Below are 19,242 nucleotides of genomic sequence, written 5' to 3'. Positions count from 1 at the left end.
ATTCAGGCACGGCATGTCCACAAAAAAATTGTGGGTTTCTGAATCCGTCGGGGGACCGGCCTGCGTATCAGAACCGTCGGTGCTGATTTCTCGACCGGCGCTGTTTCCCTCACCCACCACACAAGGACCCCACCATGTCGAACATCATCCTTCCCGCTTCCGAACTCGTCGGCCCGCCCGCCTCGCGCCGCAACTTCATGCGCCGCGGCGGCGCGCTCTCGGCCGTGGCCGTGGCCCTGCTGGCCGGCAAGGACGCCCTGGCCCAGGGCATGTCCGCCGATGTGTCCAAGGACGTGTCCATCCTCAACGTGGCGCTTGGGCTGGAGCACGAGGCCATCAACGCCTACCAGCTGGGCGCCGGCAGCGGCCTGCTGCAGAAGGGTGTGCTGGATGTGGCCGTGAGCTTCCAGGGCCACCACAAGGCGCACCGCGACGCGCTGATCGCCACCATCCAGAAGCTGGGCGGCACGCCGGTGGCCGAGAAGAAACTGGACGACTACGCCAAGGCGCTCAAGGCCGACACGCTGCGCAACCAGGCCGACGTGCTGGACCTGGCCGCGCGGCTGGAGCTGGGCGCCACCAACGCCTACCTCGGCGTCATCCCCTCGCTGGGCAGCAAGGACCTGGCCAAGGTGGCGGCGCGCCTGGCGGCCGACGAGACCATGCACTTCACCGTGCTGACCAACGCCCTGGGCCGTCCGCTGCCCGGTGGCGCCCTGAGCTTCGGCGCCTGATGGCCATGTCGTTGCGCCGCGCCGCACTCGCGCTGGGTCTGCTGGCCGCTGCGCTGCCGGCGGCCCAGGCCCAGTCGGGCGATGTGGCGCGTGGCCGCGGGCTGTTCGAGTCGCGCTGCGGCGGCTGCCACAGCCTGGACGAGAACCGCGTCGGGCCCGCGCTGGGCAATGTGGTGGGCCGCGCGGCGGGAAAGAAGGCGGACTTTGCCTACTCCGCCGCGCTGGCCGCCGCCACCCATGTCTGGACACCCGAGAAGCTGCAGGCCTGGCTGACCGACCCCGAGGCCCTGGTGCCCGGCCAGGCCATGGGCTACCGGCTGTCCGAAGCGGCCGACCGGCGCGACGTCGTCGCCTTCCTGCAATCCCTCGCCACGGGCCAGCCGGTCCGCTGAGTTCCGTTCACCCACCTATATAGATACACACAGGAGCTGTTCCATGTTCTCCCGCTTCACCACCACCGCGCTGGGCGGCGCCGCCGTCCTCGCGCTCTCCGCCTGCGCCAGCGGCCCCACCATGGCCCCGTTCTCGCAGGCCGATCTGCCGGCCGCGGTGCAGGTGCCCGCCGGCCACCGCGTGGCCTTCGAGACCGCTGCCGCCGGCGACATCACCTACCAGTGCCAGGCCAAGAAGGACATGGCCGGGCAGTACGAGTGGGTGTTCATGAGCCCCGACGCCGGCCTCAAGGGCCGCAAGGGCGAGCGCCTGGGCAAGTACTACGGCCCGCCCGCCACCTGGGACTTCAACGACGGCTCCAAGGTGAGTGGCGCGCAACTGGCGGTGGCGCCCAACGGCAGCGGCAACATCCCGCTGCAGCTGGTCAAGGCCAACCCGGCCATGGGCAGCGGCATGGCCCAGGGCGTGAGCCACATCCAGCGCGTGGCCACCAAGGGCGGCGTGGCCCCGGCGGCACCCTGCGACGCGGCCACCATGGGCAGCAAGCGCGTGGTGACCTACACGGCCGACTACATCTTCTGGAAGCCGGCCTGAGCCGGCGTCAGATCGAGCGGCAGTAGGCTTCGAGCAGGTTGACCGCGTTGACGCCGACCTCGTCCACCGCGTAGCCACCTTCGAAGGTGAACACGGTGGGCAGGCTGGCGGCGGCGAGCAGGCGGCCGACGGTGTCGTAGTCGCTGCTCTCCAGCGTGAAGCCGGAGATCGGGTCGCCCTTGAAGGTGTCCATGCCCATTGGCACGACCAGGGCGTCGGCGCCGAAGTCCTCCACCGCCTCGATGGCGGTGTCCAGCGCGGCGCACCAAGCGGAAAAGCCGGTGCCGCGCGGCAGCGGGATGTTGAGGTTGAAGCCTTCGCCGGCTCCCGCGCCGCGTTCGCTGGCGTGGCCCAGGAAGAACGGGTACTCGGTCGCCGGGTCGCCGTGGATCGAGACGGTCATCACGTCGGCGCGCTCGTAGAAGATGGTCTGCGTGCCGTTGCCGTGGTGGTAGTCGATGTCCAGCACCGCGACCTTGGCATGGCCCAGGTCACGCAGCGCCTGCGCGGCGATGGCGCCGTTGTTCAGGAAGCAGTAGCCGCCGAAGAAGTCCGGTCCCGCGTGGTGGCCCGGCGGACGCGTCAGCGCAAACGCCGCGCGGGCGCCACCGTGCACCTCGCGCGCCGCCGCCAGCGCACAGGCCGCGCCGGACCGCGCGGCGGTCCAGGTGCCGGCCATCAGCGGCGAGCCCGAATCGAACGAGAACAGGCCCAGCCGCGCCGCAAAGTTCTGCGGCAGCACATCGGTGCGGAAGGCGTCTTGGTTGCCCAGTGGCCAGACCGAGGGCAGAGCGTCGCGCTGCGCGTTCGCCGGGTCCATCGCGACCCATTCGTCCCAGGCGCCGGCCAGGAACTGGGTGTAGCGCGCGTCGTGCACACGGGCAATGGCGGCGTCCAGGTCGGTGTCGCCCACCTCGGGCAGGAACAGCCCGCCCTGCGAGCGCCGCTGCAGCTCGGCCAGCACGTAGTCCAGCCGTGCGGGCACTTCGTGGCAGGGCACCATGCGGCCACGGAACATCTCTTCGCGCCCCTGGTGCAGAGCGTGGTGGGGGTTGTGGAAGGTCTTCATGCGGAGCAGTGTCTCATCTGGGCGGCGCCGAGCCAAGGGGCGCGGCGCGGGCCATTCGCGATGGCTGCGGGCAAGGCCGAAAAAGCCCGCTACGATGGCCTGCGCGGCCATTGACGGCCGCGTGTCCGATCCACCCGAGAGTTCCCGTCCAGCGATGAATGCCCCCATCCGAGCGCTCACGCGCACCGAACAGACCCTCGGCCTCGTCGGCTGGCTGGCCCTGTGTTTTCTCACCGCCGGGGCGGGTGCGGTGGCGTCGGCCAATGCACAGTCCTTCTACGCCGCGCTGGTGCAGCCGTCGTGGTCGCCGCCGGGCTGGCTGTTCGGCCCGGTGTGGACGGTCCTGTTCACCCTGATGGCGGTGGCCGCCTGGCTGGTCTGGCGCGCGGCGGTGCGGCCTTCGGACCGGAACCGGGCGCTGGTCCTGTTTGTGGTCCAGCTCGTGGCCAACGCGCTGTGGAGCTGGCTCTTTTTTGCATGGCAGAAGGGCGGCTGGGCTTTTGCCGAGGTCGTCGTGTTCTGGCTGCTGATCGCGGCCACCTGCGTCGCCTTCTGGCGCGTCCGCCCGCTGGCAGGTTTGCTGCTGCTGCCCTACCTGGCCTGGGTGGCGTTTGCCGCGTACCTGAACTGGGTGCTGTGGCAGGCCAACCCCGCCATCCTGGGCTGAACCGCACGCGCGCCGCCCGTCTGTCCATCGTTTCACTTGCTGGAGGAAACCACCATGTCGTCCGGAAAAATCCTCGTCGCCCAGGGCGGCGGCCCCACCGCCGTCATCAACCAGTCCCTCGTGGGCGTGGCGCTGGAGGCGCGGCGCTTCCAGAACGTGCAGCGCATCTACGGCGCGCGCCACGGCGTGCGCGGCATCGTGGACGAGAACTTCGTCGACCTCACGCAGGAGACCAGCCACAACCTCGAAGCCGTGGCGCGCACGCCGGCTTCGGCGCTGGGTTCCACGCGCGACAAGCCCGACCTCAAGTACTGCCAGGAGATCTTCAAGGTGCTCAGGGCGCACGAGATCGAGCACTTCTTCTACATCGGTGGCAACGACTCGTCGGACACGGTGCGCATCGTCAGCGAAGAGGCGCGCAAGGCCGGCTACCCGCTGCGGTCCATCCACATCCCCAAGACCATCGACAACGACCTGGTGGGCAACGACCACACGCCGGGCTTTCCGTCGGCGGCGCGCTTCGTGGCGCAGGCCTTCGCCGGGGCGAACCTGGACAACGCGGCCCTGCCGGGCGTGTACGTGGGCGTGGTGATGGGCAGGCACGCGGGCTTCCTCACGGCGGCGTCGGCGCTGGGCAAGAAGTTTCCGGACGACGGCCCGCACCTGATCTACGTGCCCGAGCGGGTGTTCGAGATCCCGAAATTCCTGGCCGACGTGAAAACCATGTACGACCGTTACGGCCGCTGCGTGATCGCGGTCAGCGAGGGCATCCACGACGCCTCGGGCCAGCCCATCATCACCCAACTGGCCAAGGACGTGGAGAAGGACGCGCACGGCAACGTGCAGCTCAGCGGCACCGGCGCGCTGGCCGACCTGCTGTGCGAGGAGATCAAGGCCAAGCTGGGCATCAAGCGCGTGCGCGGCGACACCTTCGGCTACCTGCAGCGCAGCTTCATCGGCTGCGTGAGCGACGTGGACCAGCGCGAGGCGCGCGAGGTGGGCGAGAAGGCGGTGCAGTTCGCCATGTGGGGCCAGGTGGATGGCTCGGTGGCGATCAAGCGCACCGGCTTCTACTCGGCCGACTACGAACTGCTGCCGCTGGTGGCCGTGGCTGGCAAGACACGCACCATGGAGGACGAGTTCATCGCGCCCAGCGGCACCGACGTGACCGACGCCTTCCGGCTCTACCTGCGGCCGCTGCTGGGCTCGGACATGCCCGATGCCTTCCGCCTGCGCTACAACCCGGTGGCCAAGGTTCTGCGTCCCTGAGCGGTGCTGACCTGGGTCAAGGCGGCGGGCGGCCACTGCGGCGACACTGTGCGCCCCCCTGACGACCGACCAATGCCGATGACCGCCGTTGCCCGATCCACCGCCATGCCCGCTGCCGCCGCAGTCCCCTCCCGCCACCGGCCGCACGAAGACGTGCAGGCCCTGCTCACCGGCACCCTGTTCGTCGGTCTGGGCGTGGTGCTGTTCGGCCACGTCGGCCTGCTCAGCGGCGGCACGGCCGGGCTGGCTTTTCTGCTGCACTACGCCACCGGCGTGAGCTTCAGCCTCTGGTTCTTCCTCATCAACTTGCCGTTCTACTGGCTGGCCTGGCGCCGCATGGGCGCGCCGTTCGCGCTCAAGACCTTCGCCGCGGTGGGCCTGCTCTCGCTCTGGGCTTTCCTGATCCCGCGCTGGATCTCCATCGGCGCGCTGGCCCCCGGCTTCGCCGCGGTGGCGGGTGGGCTGCTGGTGGGCGCGGGCATGCTGATGCTGTTCCGCCACCGGGCCAGCCTGGGTGGTTTCAACGTGCTGGTGCTGTACCTGCAGGAGCGCTTCGGCTGGCGCGCCGGCCACATCCAGATGGGGCTGGACTGCGCCATCGTGCTGACCGCGTTCGCGCTGCGCGAGCCGGTACAGATCGCCTGGTCGGTGCTGGGCGCGGTGGTGCTGAACATGACGCTGGCGATCAACCACCGGCCGGGCCGGTACATGAATGTATGAAGAGGCCCCCCCTGCGCCGCTTCGCGGCTTCCCCCCGGAGGGGGGACGCACCCTGTGGCCCGGCGAAGCCGGTTCCACGGGTGCCTTGGTCCTTGTTCGCGCCGCTGCTTCTGGTGTTCGGCGCATCGCTGGTGCTCGCGCAGTCTCCTGCTTCTTCGGGTTTCCGTCCTAGGTTTGGCGAGGCCTACGAGGCCAGGGTGACGCGGGTGCCGGATGGGGACACCTTGTGGGTGAAGCCGCTGGCGGGTGGGACCTACCGCAAGCTTCGGCTGGATGGGGTGGATGCGCCGGAGATCTGTCAGGACGGGGGCGTGGCGGCGCGGGAAGCGCTGACCACCCGTTTGCTGGAGCAGACGGTGACGGTGACCGAGCGGCGCCGCGACGACTATGGGCGGGCGCTGGTGCGGCTGAAGCACCGGGGTGAGGACGTGGCGGGCTGGCTGGTGCGCGAGGGCTGGGCCTGGTCGTACCGCTGGCGGCACAGCGACGGACCGTTTGCCATTGAGGAGGTGCTGGCCCGCAAGGACCGCAAAGGCATCTTCGCGTCGGCGGGTGCCGAGAATCCGAGGGACTTCCGCAAGCGCCACGGGCCCTGCCCGATGCCGCCGCGAGCCGAAGCGAAGGCTCAACCAGCGCGTTGAGCGCAGACCGCGCAGTGCGGCTGGCGCGGCAGGGCGATGGTGTTGAAGGCCAGATCGCGGCCGTCGATCATCAGCAACTGCCCGGTCAGGCGCGAGCCCAGGCCGCTGAGGATCTTGAGTGCCTCGGCCGCCTGCATGGTGCCCACGATGCCCACCAGCGGCGCGAACACGCCCATGGTGGCGCAGCGGGTTTCTTCCACACCGGCGTCTTCGGGGAACACGCAGGCGTAACACGGCGAGGCGGCGTCGCGCGGGTCGTACACCGCCAGCTGCCCGTCCATGCGGATGGCGGCGCCCGAGACCAGCGGCACGCCGTGGCGCACGCAGGCGCGGTTGACCATGTGGCGGGTGACGAAGTTGTCGCAGCAGTCGATCACCACATCGATCTCGGGCAGCAACTGGTCCAGCAGCGAATCGTCGGCGCGCTGCACCAGGGCCGTGACCTGCGGGTCGGGGTTGATGGCGGCGATGGCATGGCGCACCGACTCGGCCTTGGGTGTGCCCAGGCGTTCGAGGTTGTGAGCGATCTGGCGCTGCAGGTTGGTCGCGTCGACGGCGTCGTGGTCGACCACTGTGATGCGCCCGACCCCGGCGCTGCCCAGGTAGAGCGCCACCGGCGACCCCAGGCCGCCGGCACCGATCACCAAGGCGTGCGACGCCAGCAGCTTCTCCTGGCCTTCGATGCCGAGTTCGTTGAGCAGGATGTGGCGCGAGTAGCGCAGGAGCTGCTGGTCGTCCAAGATCGCGCCACCGACCCGTTCACCGGGCCGGGGATCAGTTCTCTTTCTTCTCTTCCGGACGCTCGGTCAGGGTCTTGCTGACCAGCACCGGACGGCCCTTGAGCTTGTTGAGCGCCTGCTGCAGCTGGAAGTCTTTGTCGCTGCCGAATTCCGGCACCAGGCGCTGGCCCGGGTTCTTCTTGGACTCTTCTTCCAGACGCTTGCGGGCTTCTTCGCGCTCCTGGTCGCGCTGCTGCTCGGCCGCGCGCTGGGCGTCGGTCATGCGCTCGCCGGCCTTGGCCTCTTCGCCATTGGTCAGATGCTTGGTCAGGTCGGCCTCGCGGGTGCGCAGGGCGGCGAACAGATTGCCTTCGGGCGTCTCGTCGACCATCACGTCGGGCACGATGCCCTTGGCCTGGATCGACTTGCCGGCTGGCGTGTAGTAGCGCGCGGTGGTGAGCTTCAGGCCCGTGTCTGGGCCCAGCGGGCGCACGGTCTGCACCGAGCCCTTGCCGAAGGTCTGGCTGCCCAGGATGGTGCCGCGCTTGTGGTCCTGCAGCGCGCCAGCCACGATCTCGCTGGCCGAGGCCGAGCCTTCGTTGACCAGTACCACCAGCGGCACAGTCTTGAGGGCGCCGTTGGTCGCCTTGGTCAGACGGGCGATCGGGTCCGGACCGCCGCGGCGCAGGTAGTGCTGCGGGTTGGCGGTGTAGGTGAACTTGCTGTCGGCCAGCTGGCCGTTGGTCGAGACGACCGTGACGTTCTCGGGCAGGAAGGCCGCCGACAGGGCCACTGCGGCGTCCAGCAGGCCTCCCGGGTCGTTGCGCAGGTCCAGCACCAGGCCCTTGAGCGGACCGGCCTTGTACAGCTCCTCGACCTTGCGGGCGAAGTCGTCGACGGTGCGGTCCTGGAACTGCGAGACACGCACCCAGGCGTAGCCGGGTTCGACCAGCTTGCTCTTGACGCTCTGGGTCTTGATCTCTTCGCGCGTGATCGTGACCGGGAAGCTGCGGTTCTCGTCCTTGCGGAAGATCGTCAACAGCACCTTGGTGCGCGGCTCGCCGCGCATGAGCTTGACGGCGTCGTTGATCGACAGGCCCTTGACGGCGGTGTCGTCGATCTTGGTGATCAGGTCGCCGGACTTGAGGCCGGCGCGGAAGGCGGGCGAGTCCTCAATCGGCGAGACCACTTTGACCACGCCGTCTTCCATGGTGATTTCGATGCCCACGCCGACAAACCGGCCGCTGGTGCCTTCGCGGAATTCCTTGAAGGACTTCTTGTCGAAATACTGGGAGTGCGGGTCCAGGCTGGACACCATGCCCGAAATCGCCTCGGAGATCAGCTTCTTTTCGTCGACCGGCTCGACATAGTCGCTCTTGACCATGCCAAACACGGCGGCGAGCTGCTGCAGCTCCTCCAGTGGCAGGGGGGCGAGCGAGCCGCGCGCCACCGCCTGAAGCTGCACCGTGGTCAGCGCACCGGCCACGGCGCCTGCCGCCACCCAGCCGACGATTTTCAGCTTCTGATTCACTTGCTTGCCCATCCATTCACCCCGAAAAAAACGCCGGCCCGGGCGGTTGCGCCTCGGGCCTGCGAACCAATATACACCTAGGAGTCAAGCCTTGTGATTCGGTTCCGTCCGGGCGGCTCAGCGTTTGCCCTGAGCGGCCACGGCGGCGGCGGCCTTGGCGGCTGCTTCGGCGTCGCCCAGGTAGTAGCTCTTGATGGGCTTGAGGTCGGCGTCGAGTTCGTAGACCAGCGGGATGCCGTTGGGGATGTTCACGCCCACGATGTCGGCGTCGCCGATGTTGTCCAGGTACTTGACCAGGGCGCGGATCGAGTTGCCGTGGGCGGCGATCACGATGCGCTGGCCGGCCTTGATGGCGGGCGCCAGCGAGTCGTTCCAGCAGGGCAGTACGCGGGCGACGGTGTCCTTCAGGCATTCCGTCAGGGGCACGGCGTCGGCCGGCAGCTTGGCGTAGCGCAGGTCCTGGCGCTGGCCGCGCGGGTCGTTGGCCTCCAGGGCCGGCGGCGGCGTGTCGTAGCTGCGGCGCCAGATCAGCACTTGCTCGTCGCCGTACTGCTTGGCCATGTCGGCCTTGTTCAGGCCCTGCAGGCCACCGTAGTGGCGCTCGTTCAGGCGCCAGTCCTTGACCACCGGCAGCCAGCTGCGGTCCATCTCATCCAGGCAGTAGTTCAGCGTGTGGATGGCGCGCTTGAGCACCGAGGTGTAGGCGATGTCGAACTCGTAACCCTCGGCCTTGAGCAGCTTGCCGGCGGACATGGCCTGGGAGACGCCGGTGGGGGTCAGCTCCACGTCGGTCCAGCCGGTGAAGCGGTTTTCGAGGTTCCAGGTGGATTCGCCGTGGCGGATCAGGACGAGCTTGTACATGGGCGTGAAGGCGTTGGGGGCAGGAAAAAGGGGCATGGGGGCTGGCCGGACCGCGCCGGACAGCCCCACATTCTAAAATCCCGGGCTTGTCTGACCTGAAAGGTGCTTCGTGAGTTTTTTTCTCGACAACTGGATGCTGTTTGCCATCGCCCTGGCCTCGGGCGGCATGTTGATGTTTCCCGCCCTCACATCGGGCGGCGGTGCGGCGGGCCTGACCCCCACCGAAGTGGTGCAGCTGATCAACCGTGAGAAAGCCGCGGTGGTGGATGTGTGTGGGCCCGACGAGTTCGCCGCCGGACACGTCACCGGCGCCAAGAATGTGCCGCTGCCCGAGCTGGAGGCCAAGCTGGGGGGCGTCGTGAAGAACAAGAGCCTGCCGCTGGTGCTGGTCTGTGCGTCCGGCATGCGCTCCAAACGTGCGGTGTCGATCGCCAAGAAGCTGGGTTACGAGAACGCCCATTCGCTGACCGGCGGCATGGGCGCCTGGCGCTCGGCCAACTTGCCGGTCGAGAAGGCCTGAAACGGAGCGTGCCATGGCCCATGTGAAGATCTATTCCAGCGACTACTGCCCGTACTGCTCGCGCGCCAAGGCGCTGCTGCAGCAGCGCGGCGTCACCGACTACGAGGAGATCGTGGTGGACGGACGGCCCGAGGTGCGTGCGCAGATGACGCAGCTCACCGGCCGCACCAGCGTGCCCCAGATCTTCATCGGCCAGACCCATGTGGGTGGCTGCGACGACCTGCACGCGCTGGACCGGCAGGGTGGTCTGGAGCCCTTGCTGAAGGCCTGAGCCGTTCCTGCGCTGCTGAGATAATCCCCGTCCGGCCCGCTTCGGGACCCCTCCCGGGCGGGCCCTGTTCATTCCCGAATCATCCGAAAGCTCTTATGGCCGACCAAGATCCCGTTTTCCAGATCCAGCGCGTCTACCTCAAGGAGGCGTCCCTGGAGCAGCCCAATTCCCCGGCCATCCTGCTGGAACAGGAGCAGCCCTCGGTCGACATCCAGCTGGGCGTGGAAGCCACCCCCGCCGCCGAAGGTGTGTACGAAGTGGCCGTGACCGCCACGGTGCAGACCAAGATCAAGGACAAGACCGTGTTCCTGGTCGAGGTCAAGCAGGCCGGCATCTTCGAGATCCGCAATCTGCCGGAGGACCAGATGGGTCCGATCATGGGCATCGCCTGCCCGCAGATCGTCTACCCCTACCTGCGTGGCAATGTGGCCGACCTGATCCAGCGCGCCGGCTTCCCGCCCGTGCACCTGGCCGAAATCAACTTCCAGGCGATGTACGAGCAGCAACAGGCGCAGGCCGCCGGCGCCGTCACGCAATAAGCCAGGCTTGATCCGCAGGCGATGAACATCGTCGTTCTCGGTGCCGGTGCCTGGGGCACAGCGCTGGCCATTGCGGCCGCCCGTCTGCCGGGCGATCCTCACAAGGTGACCCTCTGGGCGCGCGACGCAGCGCAGGTCGCGGCCATGCGCGCAGCGCGTCAAAACACCCGGTATCTGCCGGGCATTGCGTTGCCGGCCGCCTTGCTGCTCGCTGGCGATGAGTCGCCCTGGCCCGCGGCCGCTCTGGCCGACGCCGGTCTGGTGGTGGTGGCCACGCCGATGGCCGGACTGCGCGGCATGCTGGAGCGGCTGTCTGGCCACCCGTCGCCAGTGGCTTGGCTGTGCAAGGGCTTCGAGGCACCCAGGGAGGGCGATGGGGCGCCGGGCCTCCTCGGTCATGAGATCCAGGCCGCCGTGGCGCCCGGCTTGAAGACCGGCGTGCTCAGCGGCCCCAGTTTTGCGCAAGAAGTGGCGCGTGGCCAGCCGACAGCCCTGGTGGCGGCCAGCGCCCATGCCGAGGTCCGCGAGGCCCTGGTGACCGCGTTCCATGGTCCGTCGCTGCGCATCTATGCCAACGACGATGCGGTGGGGGTCGAAGTCGGCGGGGCCGTCAAAAACGTGCTGGCCATTGCCACCGGGCTGTGCGACGGCCTTGCGCTTGGGCTCAACGCCCGCGCGGCGCTGATCACGCGTGGGCTGGCCGAGATGACGCGTCTGGGGCTGGCGCTGGGCGCACGTGCGGACACCTTCATGGGGCTGTCCGGCCTTGGGGATCTGGTACTGACCGCGACCGGCGATCTGTCGCGCAATCGCAAGGTGGGCCAGCTCCTGGCGCAAGGGCTGAGCCTGCAACAGGCGGTGGATTCCCTGGGCCACGTCGCCGAAGGCGTCTACAGTGCCCGCACGGTGGTGCAGCGCGCGCGTCTGCTGGGCATCGACATGCCGATCAGCGAAGGCGTGGTGGCCCTGCTGGATGGCCGTCTGCAACCTGCGCAGGCCGTCGCGGCCCTGATGGGGCGCGACCCCAAGGAAGAAACCCTCTAGATTTCGAAGTTGTCGATGAGGCGGGTGCGTCCCAGTCGGGCGGCGCCCAGCACCACCATCGACTGCGGCGTCAGCGCGTCCTCCGCGCGGGGCGGCTGCAGGTCGGCGCGGCGCCGCACGGTCAGATAATCCGGTTGCCAGCCCCGCAGGGCCAGGGCCCGCATGGCTTGCGCCTCCAGTGCCTCGCGCTTCTCGGGCAGAGAGCCGGCGGCGGCCAGCGCGTCGCGTGCCAGTGCGCGCAGCGACATCGACAACTGCACCGCCTCGGCGCGTTCGGTCTCGCTCAGATAGCCATTGCGCGAGCTGAGCGCCAGGCCGTCGGCCGCCCGTTGCGTTTCACCGGCCAGGACCTGGATCGGCATGCAGAACTGCTGCACCATGCGCCGGATCACCATCTGCTGCTGGTAGTCCTTCTTGCCGAACAGGGCGTAGCGAGGCCCTTTGGCCTCAGAGAACACGCACTGGAACAGCTTCATCACCACGGTGCAGACGCCGATGAAGAAGCCAGGCCGGAAATGGCCTTCCAGAATGTCCGCCAGATCCGCAGGCGGCTGGATCTTGTAGCCCTGCGGTTCGGGGTACAGCTCTTTTTCGGGCGGCGCGAAGACGATGTCGCAGCCGGCCTGCTCCAGACGGGCGCAGTCGGCCTGCAGGGTGCGCGGGTAGGTGTCGAAGTCCTCGTGCGGCGCGAACTGCAGCCGGTTGACGAAGATGCTGGAGACCGTCACGTCGCCCAGCGGTTGTGCCTGGCGGACCAGGTCGAGGTGGCCATCGTGGAGGTTGCCCATGGTGGGCACGAAGGCGGGGGACCGGAAGGGGGCCAGCGCTTCGCGCAGGTCGGCAATGGTGTGGACGAGTTGCATGTGAGGAAGCGGATCTGTTCGGGTGGTGCCGCGGGAAGGGTTCACCAGGCGTGCAGCTGGTCGTCCGGGAAACTGCCGTCCTTCACGGCGGCGACGTAGGCGGCCATGGCATCGCGCACGCTGGCGGCGCCGTCCATGAAGTTGCGCACGAATTTGGGGTTCTTGCCCAGGTTGATGCCCAGCATGTCGTGCATCACCAGCACTTGGCCGGCCGTGCCCTTGCCGGCGCCAATGCCGATGGTGTGGCAGGTGGGCAGCGCGACCGTGATCTCGGCGGACAGGGCCGCCGGCACCATTTCCAGCACGAGCATGGTGGCGCCAGCGTCCTGCAGTTCCAGCGAGTGGGTGCGCAGGGTGCGTGCCGCGGCCTCGTCGCGCCCTTGCACACGGTAACCGCCCAGCGAGTGGACGGTCTGGGGCGTCAGGCCCAGGTGAGCGCAGACCGGAACGCCGCGTTCGACCAGAAAACGCACGGTGTCGGCGGTCCAGCCACCACCTTCGAGTTTGATCATGTGGGCGCCCGCATGCAGCAACTGCGCCGCGCTGCGCATGGCCTGTTCCTTTGACTCGTGGTAGCTGCCAAACGGCAGATCGCCGATGACCCAGGCGGTACCTTGCACACGCCGCAGGCCGCGCACCACGCTTTCGGTGTGGTACACCATGGTTTCCAGCGTAACGCCGGCCGTGCTCGACAGCCCCTGGCAGACCATGCCCAACGAGTCGCCGATCAGGATGCATTCCACGCCTGCTGCGTCAGCCACCGCCGCGAAGGTGGCGTCGTAGGCGGTGAGCATGGTGATTTTTTCGCCCCGATCACGCATTTCCTGGAGGCGGGGCAGGCTGACCGGCTTGCGCTGCGGCAGCGGGGATGCCGAGGGCAGGGTGCCGTAGGGTGTGCCGGTGGCAGGTGCTTGGGAGGCGGTCTGGCTCATGGTGATGTCCCCTCGGCGGGTGGTCGATTTGGGGCGGACTATAGTCCATCCCGCCCATTCGTTCCCGTTATGCTCCGCCCCATGAAACACCTCTCTGAATTCAATGCCTCGGACCTGGCCGAGCTGGCACGCAGCGACGTGGCGCGAGCGCTGGCCGAGGACGTCGGTGCGGGCGACCTGACCGCTGCGCTGGTCGATGCCACCCGCCCGGCGCGGGCCCGCATCCTGGCCCGTGAAGCGGCGGTGATCTGTGGCCGTCCCTGGGTGGAGGCGGCGGTGCTGGCCTGCGATCCGTCGGCGCGCCTGAGCTGGCAGGTGCAGGAAGGCGGGCGCTGTGGCGCCGACCAGGTGGTGCTGCACATCGAGGGCAATGCCCAGGCCCTGCTGACCGCTGAACGCACCGCGCTCAACTTCCTGCAACTGCTGTCCGGGGTGGCGACCAAGACGTCGGTGTTTGTCGATGCCGTAAAAGGCACGCGCGCGGCCATCGTCGACACCCGCAAGACCATCCCCGGCCTGCGCCTGGCGCAAAAGTACGCCGTGAAAACCGGTGGTGGTGTGAACCACCGCATCGGCCTGTACGACGCGGTGCTGATCAAGGAAAACCACATTGCAGCGGCGGGTGGCGTGGCTGCGGTGCTCAAGCGGGTGCAGGAAACAGCCCCTCAAGCGCGCTTCGTCGAGATCGAGGTTGAGACGCTGGTGCAGCTGGACGAGGCCCTGGCCTGCGGCGCGACCATGGTCTTGCTGGACAACATGGACATCCCGACGTTGCAGGAGGCGGTGCGCCGTAACGCCGGACGGGCCATCCTCGAGATTTCCGGCGGCGTGAACCTGGACACCGTGCGAGCTCTTGCTGAAACCGGCGTGGACCGTATCTCCATCGGGGCACTGACCAAGGACGTCAAGGCCACCGACTTTTCCATGCGCTTCGAAACCCTGTGAGCCCCACCATGACCGCCAACGCCATCATCGACGTCGAGTACGAACAGCCCGCCTGCCCGACGAGGCACGCCTGGGCAAGGGTGCCCGTCGAGCCCGGACCGAAGCAGCGTGCCGAACTCAAGGAACGCATCCGAGCGCTGCTGAAAGAGCGCAATGCGGTGATGGTCTCGCACTACTACGTGCACCCGGACCTGCAGGATCTCGCCGTCGAAACCGGGGGGATTGTCAGCGACTCGCTGGAGATGGCGCGTTTCGGACGTGACCACGCGGCGCAGACGCTGGTCGTGTCGGGGGTTCGTTTCATGGGTGAGACGGCCAAGATCCTCTCGCCCGATAAGACCGTGCTGATGCCCGATCTGGACGCCAATTGTTCGCTGGATTTGGGTTGCCCCATCGACGAGTTCAGCGCCTTCTGCGACCAGCATCCGGACCGCACGGTGGTGGTCTACGCCAACACCAGCGCCGCCGTGAAGGCCCGCTCGGACTGGCTCGTCACCTCCAGCTGCGCGCTGGACATCGTCCGGGCGCTCAAGGACAAAGGCCACAAGATCCTGTGGGCGCCCGACAAGCACCTGGGGGGGTACATCCAGCGCGAGACCGGGGCCGACATGCTGATGTGGACGGGGTCGTGCATCGTGCACGACGAGTTCAAGGCCTTCGAGCTCGAAGCGCTCAAGAAGGAGCACCCCAAGGCCCGTGTGCTGGTCCATCCCGAGAGTCCTGCCGAGGTGGTGAAGCTGGCCGATGCGGTGGGCTCGACCTCCGCGATCCTCAAGGCGGCGCGAGAGATGGAGGCGCGCGAGTTCATTGTTGCCACCGACAACGGCATGATGCACATGCTGCGCCAGCAAAACCCGGACAAGGTCTTCATCGAGGCCCCCACCGCCGGTAACAGTGCCACCTGCAAGAGCTGCGCGCACTGCCCCTGGATGGCCATGAACGGGCTGGCGGGCGTGGCCCGCGTGCTGGAGACGGGCGAGAATCAGATCCACGTCGACCCGGCGCTGATCCCGCGCGCGCGCCTGCCGATCGACCGCATGCTGGCCTTCACGGCCGCACACAAGGCCGGTCAGGACGCGGGTGCGCTGGTTCCCAACATCGGAGCCGCCTGATCGGGCGACCCTCCAGGCCAAAGAAAAAGCCCGCTGATCAGCGGGCTTTTTCTTTGGGGCAAGTCTGATCTTGGTCGATCAGGTCGGCACTTTCTTCAACATCTCCAGGCCCACCTTGCCTTCGGCGATCTCGCGCAGGGCGGTCACACCCGGCTTGTTCTTGCTTTCGATCTTCGGTGCATGCCCCTGGCTGAGCATGCGGGCGCGGTAGGTGGCAGCCAGTACCAGCTGAAAGCGGTTGGGAATCTTTTCCAGACAGTCTTCGACGGTGATGCGTGCCATGTGCGGGCCTCGGTAGGAAAGCGGGGTATCAGGAGATATTGAGCGCTTGGAAGGTGTCGCTGCGGGCGATGCGCTGGGCGGTGAACCGCAGGCGCTGCGCGTGGACGATGGCCTTGAGGTCGAACAAGGCGCGCTCAAACAACTCATTGATTATAACGAAATCGAATTCCTTGGCATGAGCCATCTCCTGGGCGGCATTCTTGAGTCGCACCTCAATCACGTCAGCGCTGTCTTCGGCGCGCCGCTCCAGCCGGGAGCGCAGTTCCTCCCAGCTGGGCGGCAGGATGAAGATGAGCACGGCGTTCGGAAAGATGCGCTTGACCTGGATGGCTCCCTGAAAGTCGATCTCCAGCACCACATCGGCCCCCTGGGCCATGCGCTGCTCGATCGCGTGCTTGGAGGTGCCGTAGCGGTTGCCATGCACGTGGGCCCATTCCAGGAACGCATCCTGTGCCACCATCTGGTCGAAGGTCTCGCGGCTGACGAAGTAGTACTCGCGACCATGCACCTCCTGGCCTCGTGGCGCGCGCGTGGTGTGCGAGATGGACGGCGAGACGCGCTGGTCCAGCTCCATCAGGGCCTTGACCAGGCTGGACTTGCCGGCCCCGCTGGGGGCCGCAACGACAAACAGGTTTCCCGGGTATTGCATCAGTTCATTCCAGGTTCTGGACCTGTTCACGCATCTGTTCGATCAGCACCTTCATGTCCACCGAAATGCGGGTGAGTTCGAGGCTGGAGGACTTGGAGCCCAGGGTGTTGGCTTCCCGGTGCAGTTCCTGGATCAGGAAGTCCAGCCGTTTTCCCACGTCGCCGCCTTTCTTGATGAGCCGCTCGATCTCCACCAGGTGGGAGTCCAGCCGCGTCAGTTCTTCGGCCACATCGATGCGGATGGCGAAGGCGGTGGCCTCCGCCAGGGCGCGCTCCTGCACCGTGTCGGTGGACAGGGGTGGCGTGCCGCCGGTGTTGCCGGCACCCAGCGCCTCGTTCCAGCGGTCGATGAAGCGCTGGCGCTGTTGTGCCACCAGTTCGGGGATCAGTGGTTGGGCTTCGCGGGCGAGCAAGCGCAACTGCTTCAGGCGGTCCAGCAGCATGTCCGCCAGCCGTTTGCCCTCGCGTTCACGCGCACCCACAAAGCTGTCCAGAACGGTCTGGGCGAGGGTGAGCAGGTGGTCGTGCAGCCCGCTGGGCAGGGCCTGCTGGCGGGAGGTCAGCTGGATGAGTTCGGCGACTGACAGGGGGGTGGCTTTGGGGTGCCAGGCGACGATGCTGTCCTGCAGGCCGACCAGACGCTGCAGTTCGGCGGGCGAGGGCGCACGCAGCCCGCCTTCCGCGCGGCCTTCGATCCAGGCGCGGATCTCGACCTTGCCGCGTTTGAGGCGCGCGCCGAGCAAGTCCCGCAGCGCGGGCTCGGTGCCACGCAACTCGTCGGACATCTTGAAGGCCAGATCCAGGAACCGACTGTTGACCGATCGAATCTCCATGCCCAGCACGGGCAGGGGGTCGCGTCCGGCCTCGTCCGCAGGCCCGGTGTACTGGGCTGTGGCATAGCCGGTCATGCTGTAAACTGCCATGAGACTGGGTCCGATCCGGTTGAATGGTCCACAACGAGGCGTTCCGGACTCCTCCCGAATTATGTCAAAGGTCAAACCAGCTTCCTTGCCACCGGACACGGTGATCGGTGGTTACCGGATCGTTCGCAAGCTGGCGGCGGGCGGTTTTGGCGTCGTTTACCTGGCTGTCGATACCGAAGGTCAGCAGGTGGCCGTCAAGGAATACCTGCCGTCGTCGCTGGCCACCCGCGCTCCGGGCGAACTGTTGCCGCAGGTCCAGCCCGAAAAGCTTTCCCTGTACCGCCTGGGCCTCAAGAGCTTCTTCGAGGAGGGCCGTGCGCTGGCCCAGATCTCCCACCAGTCGGTGGTGAGCGTGCTGAATTTCTTCCGCGAGAACGAGACCGTGTACATGGTCATGAACTACCTGGAGGGCTCGTCCCTGCAGGAGTTCATCATCACCGCGCGTGAACTGAAGAAGCAGAAGGTGTTCCGTGAGTCGACCATCCGCTCGCTGTACGACGAGGTGCTGCGCGGTCTGCGCATCGTGCACCAGCACAAGATGCTGCACCTGGACATCAAGCCGGCCAACATCTTCATCACCGACGACAACCGTGCGGTGCTGATCGACTTCGGCGCCGCACGCGAGGTGCTGAGCAAGGAAGGCAACTTCATCCGTCCGATGTACACGCCCGGCTTTGCCGCGCCCGAGATGTATCGCCGCGATTCGAGCATGGGTCCGTGGACCGACATTTACGCCATCGGCGCCTGCATCTACGCCAGCATGCAGGGCTATCCGCCCAACGATGCGCCGCAGCGGCTGGAGAAAGACCGCCTGTCGCTGGCGTTGTCCCGTCTGCGCGGTGTGTACTCCGACAACCTGATCGAGGTGGTCGAATGGTGCATGTCGCTTGATCCGCTGTCCCGCCCGCAATCGGTGTTCGCTCTGCAGAAGGAACTCAGCCGAGAGACCGAACGCAGCTACACCAAGCTGACAGTGGCCGAGAAGATGCGCCTGCAGTTCGACAACATCGTGTCTGACAACAAGAAGTCGACCCGCAAAACCACCGCTGGCGGAACCAAGTTCAAATGAAGTTTTCGGTCTACCAGATCAGCCGACAGGGTGGTCGGGAGCGCAACGAAGACCGGATGGGCTACGCCTACACGCGTGAGTCCGGCCTGTTTGTGCTGGCCGACGGCATGGGTGGGCATCCCGAAGGCGCCATGGCCGCCCAGCTGGCACTGCAGACGCTGTCGGCCTACTTCCAGAAAGCCGCCAACCCGACGGTTCGTGAGGTGCCGGAGTTCCTCTCCAGCGCGCTGATGGCGGCGCACCACCAGATCATCCGCTACGCCGCCGAAAAAGGCATGCTGGACACGCCGCGCACCACGCTGGTGGCAGCGGTGATGGAGCGTGGTTCCATGCACTGGGTGCACTGCGGCGACTCGCGGCTGTACCTGATCCGCAACGGTGAGTTGCTCACACGTACGCGCGACCACTCCTACATGGAGCAGCAGGCGCATCTGGGGCGGGCCACCTCGCACATCAACCGCAACATTCTCTTCACCTGCCTGGGATCGCCGGCCAAGCCGGTGTTCGACCTCTCCGGGCCGGTGCAGCTGCAGCAGGGCGACCGCGTGCTGCTGTGTTCCGACGGGCTCTGGGGCACGGTCAAGGACTTCGAGATCGCTGCCGAGATGGCGTCGCAGCCGCTGGAGCAGGCGGTGCCCGAACTGGTCGAGATGGCACTCAAGCGCGGCGGCCCGCGCTGTGACAACGTGACCGTGCTGGCGATGGAGTGGGAAACCCCGGACGAGTACCAGACCACGCGCATTTCCACCGAAGAGATCGAAGAGGGCGTCTTTGCGTCCACCATCCAGTCCGGTGTGCCCGATCCCACGATCGAGGACATGGACGACGAGGCGATCGAGCGTTCGATCGCCGAGATCAATGAAGCGATCCGGCGCACCGCCGAACGCAACTCCTGA

General features: G+C 67.2%; 24 protein-coding genes. 15 read left to right on the top strand and 9 right to left on the bottom strand.

Annotated features, from left to right (window positions below):
• The first annotated feature begins 134 nt into the window (after window positions 1-134).
• From ACFOPI_RS11340 to ACFOPI_RS11330, 3 genes are read left to right on the top strand one after another with little or no spacing between them, the layout of a single operon-like run.
• Window positions 135-734, top strand: a complete 600-nt coding sequence (locus tag ACFOPI_RS11340) for a ferritin-like domain-containing protein (protein WP_382173895.1) — start codon at window positions 135-137, stop codon at window positions 732-734.
• Window positions 735-739: 5 nt separating this feature from the next.
• Window positions 740-1,126 (top strand): c-type cytochrome, encoded by a 387-nt coding sequence (locus tag ACFOPI_RS11335; RefSeq protein WP_382173893.1) that lies wholly within the window; start codon window positions 740-742, stop codon window positions 1,124-1,126.
• 43 nt (window positions 1,127-1,169) lie between these two features.
• Window positions 1,170-1,721, top strand: a complete 552-nt coding sequence (locus tag ACFOPI_RS11330) for a DUF3455 domain-containing protein (RefSeq protein WP_066255704.1) — start codon at window positions 1,170-1,172, stop codon at window positions 1,719-1,721.
• Between the two features lie 7 nt (window positions 1,722-1,728).
• Here ACFOPI_RS11330 and ACFOPI_RS11325 read toward each other — a convergent pair whose 3' ends face one another.
• On the bottom strand, window positions 1,729-2,790 hold the full coding sequence (locus tag ACFOPI_RS11325) for a histone deacetylase family protein (protein ID WP_382173891.1): 1,062 nt from the start codon (window positions 2,788-2,790) through the stop codon (window positions 1,729-1,731).
• 154 nt (window positions 2,791-2,944) lie between these two features.
• Here ACFOPI_RS11325 and ACFOPI_RS11320 point away from each other — a divergent pair, with 154 nt between their 5' ends.
• The 4 genes from ACFOPI_RS11320 to ACFOPI_RS11305 all read left to right on the top strand — a co-directional run bounded on the left by ACFOPI_RS11320 (window position 2,945) and on the right by ACFOPI_RS11305 (window position 6,087).
• Window positions 2,945-3,457 (top strand): TspO/MBR family protein, encoded by a 513-nt coding sequence (locus ACFOPI_RS11320; protein ID WP_382173889.1) that lies wholly within the window; start codon window positions 2,945-2,947, stop codon window positions 3,455-3,457.
• Between the two features lie 54 nt (window positions 3,458-3,511).
• Entirely contained in the window at window positions 3,512-4,726 is a 1,215-nt protein-coding gene (locus ACFOPI_RS11315; protein WP_382173887.1) for a 6-phosphofructokinase, read from the top strand.
• Window positions 4,727-4,798: 72 nt separating this feature from the next.
• On the top strand, window positions 4,799-5,446 hold the full coding sequence (locus ACFOPI_RS11310) for a YitT family protein (RefSeq protein WP_382173886.1): 648 nt from the start codon (window positions 4,799-4,801) through the stop codon (window positions 5,444-5,446).
• Between the two features lie 80 nt (window positions 5,447-5,526).
• The gene (locus ACFOPI_RS11305; protein ID WP_382173884.1) at window positions 5,527-6,087 is read left to right on the top strand and encodes a thermonuclease family protein; all 561 of its coding nucleotides are present in this window, start codon (window positions 5,527-5,529) and stop codon (window positions 6,085-6,087) included.
• Here ACFOPI_RS11305 and ACFOPI_RS11300 read toward each other — a convergent pair.
• The 3 genes from ACFOPI_RS11300 to gpmA all read right to left on the bottom strand — a co-directional run bounded on the left by ACFOPI_RS11300 (window position 6,072) and on the right by gpmA (window position 9,198).
• Window positions 6,072-6,827 carry a HesA/MoeB/ThiF family protein gene (locus tag ACFOPI_RS11300; protein WP_382173882.1) on the bottom strand — a complete coding sequence of 252 codons (756 nt, stop codon included), beginning with the start codon at window positions 6,825-6,827 and terminating at the stop codon, window positions 6,072-6,074. The two genes, ACFOPI_RS11305 and ACFOPI_RS11300, sit on opposite strands and share 16 nt — an antisense overlap.
• Before the next feature lie 34 nt (window positions 6,828-6,861).
• Complete coding sequence (locus ACFOPI_RS11295; RefSeq protein ID WP_382174926.1) at window positions 6,862-8,337, bottom strand: S41 family peptidase; 1,476 nt, start codon at window positions 8,335-8,337, stop codon at window positions 6,862-6,864.
• Between the two features lie 117 nt (window positions 8,338-8,454).
• Window positions 8,455-9,198, bottom strand: coding sequence for a 2,3-diphosphoglycerate-dependent phosphoglycerate mutase (gpmA, locus tag ACFOPI_RS11290; RefSeq protein ID WP_382174923.1), 744 nt, complete (start codon window positions 9,196-9,198; stop codon window positions 8,455-8,457).
• 109 nt (window positions 9,199-9,307) lie between these two features.
• Between gpmA and ACFOPI_RS11285 the strand changes: the two genes are divergently transcribed.
• The 4 genes from ACFOPI_RS11285 to ACFOPI_RS11270 all read left to right on the top strand — a co-directional run bounded on the left by ACFOPI_RS11285 (window position 9,308) and on the right by ACFOPI_RS11270 (window position 11,572).
• Window positions 9,308-9,718 (top strand): rhodanese-like domain-containing protein, encoded by a 411-nt coding sequence (locus ACFOPI_RS11285; protein ID WP_382173880.1) that lies wholly within the window; start codon window positions 9,308-9,310, stop codon window positions 9,716-9,718.
• 13 nt (window positions 9,719-9,731) lie between these two features.
• Window positions 9,732-9,989, top strand: coding sequence for a glutaredoxin 3 (gene grxC / locus ACFOPI_RS11280; protein ID WP_382173879.1), 258 nt, complete (start codon window positions 9,732-9,734; stop codon window positions 9,987-9,989).
• Between the two features lie 95 nt (window positions 9,990-10,084).
• A complete protein-coding gene (secB, locus tag ACFOPI_RS11275) occupies window positions 10,085-10,528 on the top strand; it encodes a protein-export chaperone SecB (RefSeq protein WP_066158533.1) in 444 nt (147 codons plus the stop codon).
• 21 nt (window positions 10,529-10,549) lie between these two features.
• A complete protein-coding gene (locus ACFOPI_RS11270) occupies window positions 10,550-11,572 on the top strand; it encodes an NAD(P)H-dependent glycerol-3-phosphate dehydrogenase (RefSeq protein WP_382173877.1) in 1,023 nt (340 codons plus the stop codon).
• Here the strand turns inward: ACFOPI_RS11270 and panC are convergent.
• Window positions 11,569-12,435, bottom strand: coding sequence for a pantoate--beta-alanine ligase (gene panC, locus ACFOPI_RS11265; RefSeq protein ID WP_382173875.1), 867 nt, complete (start codon window positions 12,433-12,435; stop codon window positions 11,569-11,571). The two genes, ACFOPI_RS11270 and panC, sit on opposite strands and share 4 nt — an antisense overlap.
• A gap of 41 nt (window positions 12,436-12,476) precedes the next feature.
• Window positions 12,477-13,367, bottom strand: coding sequence for a 3-methyl-2-oxobutanoate hydroxymethyltransferase (panB, locus tag ACFOPI_RS11260; RefSeq protein ID WP_382173873.1), 891 nt, complete (start codon window positions 13,365-13,367; stop codon window positions 12,477-12,479).
• Window positions 13,368-13,448: 81 nt separating this feature from the next.
• Here panB and nadC point away from each other — a divergent pair, with 81 nt between their 5' ends.
• Both nadC and nadA read left to right on the top strand, forming a co-directional pair.
• The gene (gene nadC / locus ACFOPI_RS11255) at window positions 13,449-14,312 is read left to right on the top strand and encodes a carboxylating nicotinate-nucleotide diphosphorylase (RefSeq protein ID WP_382173871.1); all 864 of its coding nucleotides are present in this window, start codon (window positions 13,449-13,451) and stop codon (window positions 14,310-14,312) included.
• 8 nt (window positions 14,313-14,320) lie between these two features.
• Window positions 14,321-15,424 carry a quinolinate synthase NadA gene (gene nadA, locus ACFOPI_RS11250; protein WP_382173869.1) on the top strand — a complete coding sequence of 368 codons (1,104 nt, stop codon included), beginning with the start codon at window positions 14,321-14,323 and terminating at the stop codon, window positions 15,422-15,424.
• Between the two features lie 78 nt (window positions 15,425-15,502).
• Here nadA and rpoZ read toward each other — a convergent pair whose 3' ends face one another.
• Genes rpoZ through ACFOPI_RS11235 form a run of 3 tightly spaced genes read right to left on the bottom strand, consistent with a single transcriptional unit; the run spans window position 15,503 to window position 17,277 of the window.
• On the bottom strand, window positions 15,503-15,706 hold the full coding sequence (gene rpoZ, locus ACFOPI_RS11245) for a DNA-directed RNA polymerase subunit omega (protein ID WP_066158523.1): 204 nt from the start codon (window positions 15,704-15,706) through the stop codon (window positions 15,503-15,505).
• A gap of 28 nt (window positions 15,707-15,734) precedes the next feature.
• Window positions 15,735-16,355: a guanylate kinase gene (gene gmk / locus ACFOPI_RS11240; RefSeq protein ID WP_066158521.1), complete on the bottom strand. Its 621-nt coding sequence runs from the start codon at window positions 16,353-16,355 to the stop codon at window positions 15,735-15,737.
• A gap of 4 nt (window positions 16,356-16,359) precedes the next feature.
• Window positions 16,360-17,277, bottom strand: coding sequence for a YicC/YloC family endoribonuclease (locus ACFOPI_RS11235; protein WP_382173867.1), 918 nt, complete (start codon window positions 17,275-17,277; stop codon window positions 16,360-16,362).
• Between the two features lie 61 nt (window positions 17,278-17,338).
• On the opposite strand from ACFOPI_RS11235, the gene ACFOPI_RS11230 reads away from it, so the two are divergent.
• Together ACFOPI_RS11230 and ACFOPI_RS11225 are read left to right on the top strand one after the other, a co-directional pair.
• A complete protein-coding gene (locus tag ACFOPI_RS11230; protein ID WP_066255659.1) occupies window positions 17,339-18,346 on the top strand; it encodes a serine/threonine protein kinase in 1,008 nt (335 codons plus the stop codon).
• Window positions 18,343-19,242 (top strand): PP2C family protein-serine/threonine phosphatase, encoded by a 900-nt coding sequence (locus ACFOPI_RS11225; RefSeq protein ID WP_382173864.1) that lies wholly within the window; start codon window positions 18,343-18,345, stop codon window positions 19,240-19,242. Before ACFOPI_RS11230 ends, ACFOPI_RS11225 begins: the two co-directional genes overlap by 4 nt.

The sequence above is a fragment of the Hydrogenophaga luteola genome (genome assembly GCF_042648585.1).
In the GTDB taxonomy this organism is placed as follows: domain Bacteria; phylum Pseudomonadota; class Gammaproteobacteria; order Burkholderiales; family Burkholderiaceae_C; genus Hydrogenophaga; species Hydrogenophaga luteola.
Note: the sequence above shows the minus strand (reverse complement) of the source record. Positions and strands in the feature narration are given on the sequence as shown.

Excerpts from the sequence above, each read along its gene's own strand:
- ACFOPI_RS11340 (WP_382173895.1), top strand. The coding sequence starts at position 135 with ATGTCGAACATCATCCTTCCCGCTTCCGAACTCGTCGGCCCGCCCGCC.
- ACFOPI_RS11335 (WP_382173893.1), top strand. The coding sequence starts at position 740 with ATGTCGTTGCGCCGCGCCGCACTCGCGCTGGGTCTGCTGGCCGCTGCG.
- ACFOPI_RS11330 (WP_066255704.1), top strand. The coding sequence starts at position 1,170 with ATGTTCTCCCGCTTCACCACCACCGCGCTGGGCGGCGCCGCCGTCCTC.
- ACFOPI_RS11325 (WP_382173891.1), bottom strand. The coding sequence starts at position 2,790 with ATGAAGACCTTCCACAACCCCCACCACGCTCTGCACCAGGGGCGCGAA.
- ACFOPI_RS11320 (WP_382173889.1), top strand. The coding sequence starts at position 2,945 with ATGAATGCCCCCATCCGAGCGCTCACGCGCACCGAACAGACCCTCGGC.
- ACFOPI_RS11315 (WP_382173887.1), top strand. The coding sequence starts at position 3,512 with ATGTCGTCCGGAAAAATCCTCGTCGCCCAGGGCGGCGGCCCCACCGCC.
- ACFOPI_RS11310 (WP_382173886.1), top strand. The coding sequence starts at position 4,799 with ATGCCGATGACCGCCGTTGCCCGATCCACCGCCATGCCCGCTGCCGCC.
- gpmA (WP_382174923.1), bottom strand. The coding sequence starts at position 9,198 with ATGTACAAGCTCGTCCTGATCCGCCACGGCGAATCCACCTGGAACCTC.
- grxC (WP_382173879.1), top strand. The coding sequence starts at position 9,732 with ATGGCCCATGTGAAGATCTATTCCAGCGACTACTGCCCGTACTGCTCG.
- secB (WP_066158533.1), top strand. The coding sequence starts at position 10,085 with ATGGCCGACCAAGATCCCGTTTTCCAGATCCAGCGCGTCTACCTCAAG.
- ACFOPI_RS11270 (WP_382173877.1), top strand. The coding sequence starts at position 10,550 with ATGAACATCGTCGTTCTCGGTGCCGGTGCCTGGGGCACAGCGCTGGCC.
- panC (WP_382173875.1), bottom strand. The coding sequence starts at position 12,435 with ATGCAACTCGTCCACACCATTGCCGACCTGCGCGAAGCGCTGGCCCCC.
- panB (WP_382173873.1), bottom strand. The coding sequence starts at position 13,367 with ATGAGCCAGACCGCCTCCCAAGCACCTGCCACCGGCACACCCTACGGC.
- nadC (WP_382173871.1), top strand. The coding sequence starts at position 13,449 with ATGAAACACCTCTCTGAATTCAATGCCTCGGACCTGGCCGAGCTGGCA.
- nadA (WP_382173869.1), top strand. The coding sequence starts at position 14,321 with ATGACCGCCAACGCCATCATCGACGTCGAGTACGAACAGCCCGCCTGC.
- rpoZ (WP_066158523.1), bottom strand. The coding sequence starts at position 15,706 with ATGGCACGCATCACCGTCGAAGACTGTCTGGAAAAGATTCCCAACCGC.
- gmk (WP_066158521.1), bottom strand. The coding sequence starts at position 16,355 with ATGCAATACCCGGGAAACCTGTTTGTCGTTGCGGCCCCCAGCGGGGCC.
- ACFOPI_RS11235 (WP_382173867.1), bottom strand. The coding sequence starts at position 17,277 with ATGGCAGTTTACAGCATGACCGGCTATGCCACAGCCCAGTACACCGGG.
- ACFOPI_RS11230 (WP_066255659.1), top strand. The coding sequence starts at position 17,339 with ATGTCAAAGGTCAAACCAGCTTCCTTGCCACCGGACACGGTGATCGGT.
- ACFOPI_RS11225 (WP_382173864.1), top strand. The coding sequence starts at position 18,343 with ATGAAGTTTTCGGTCTACCAGATCAGCCGACAGGGTGGTCGGGAGCGC.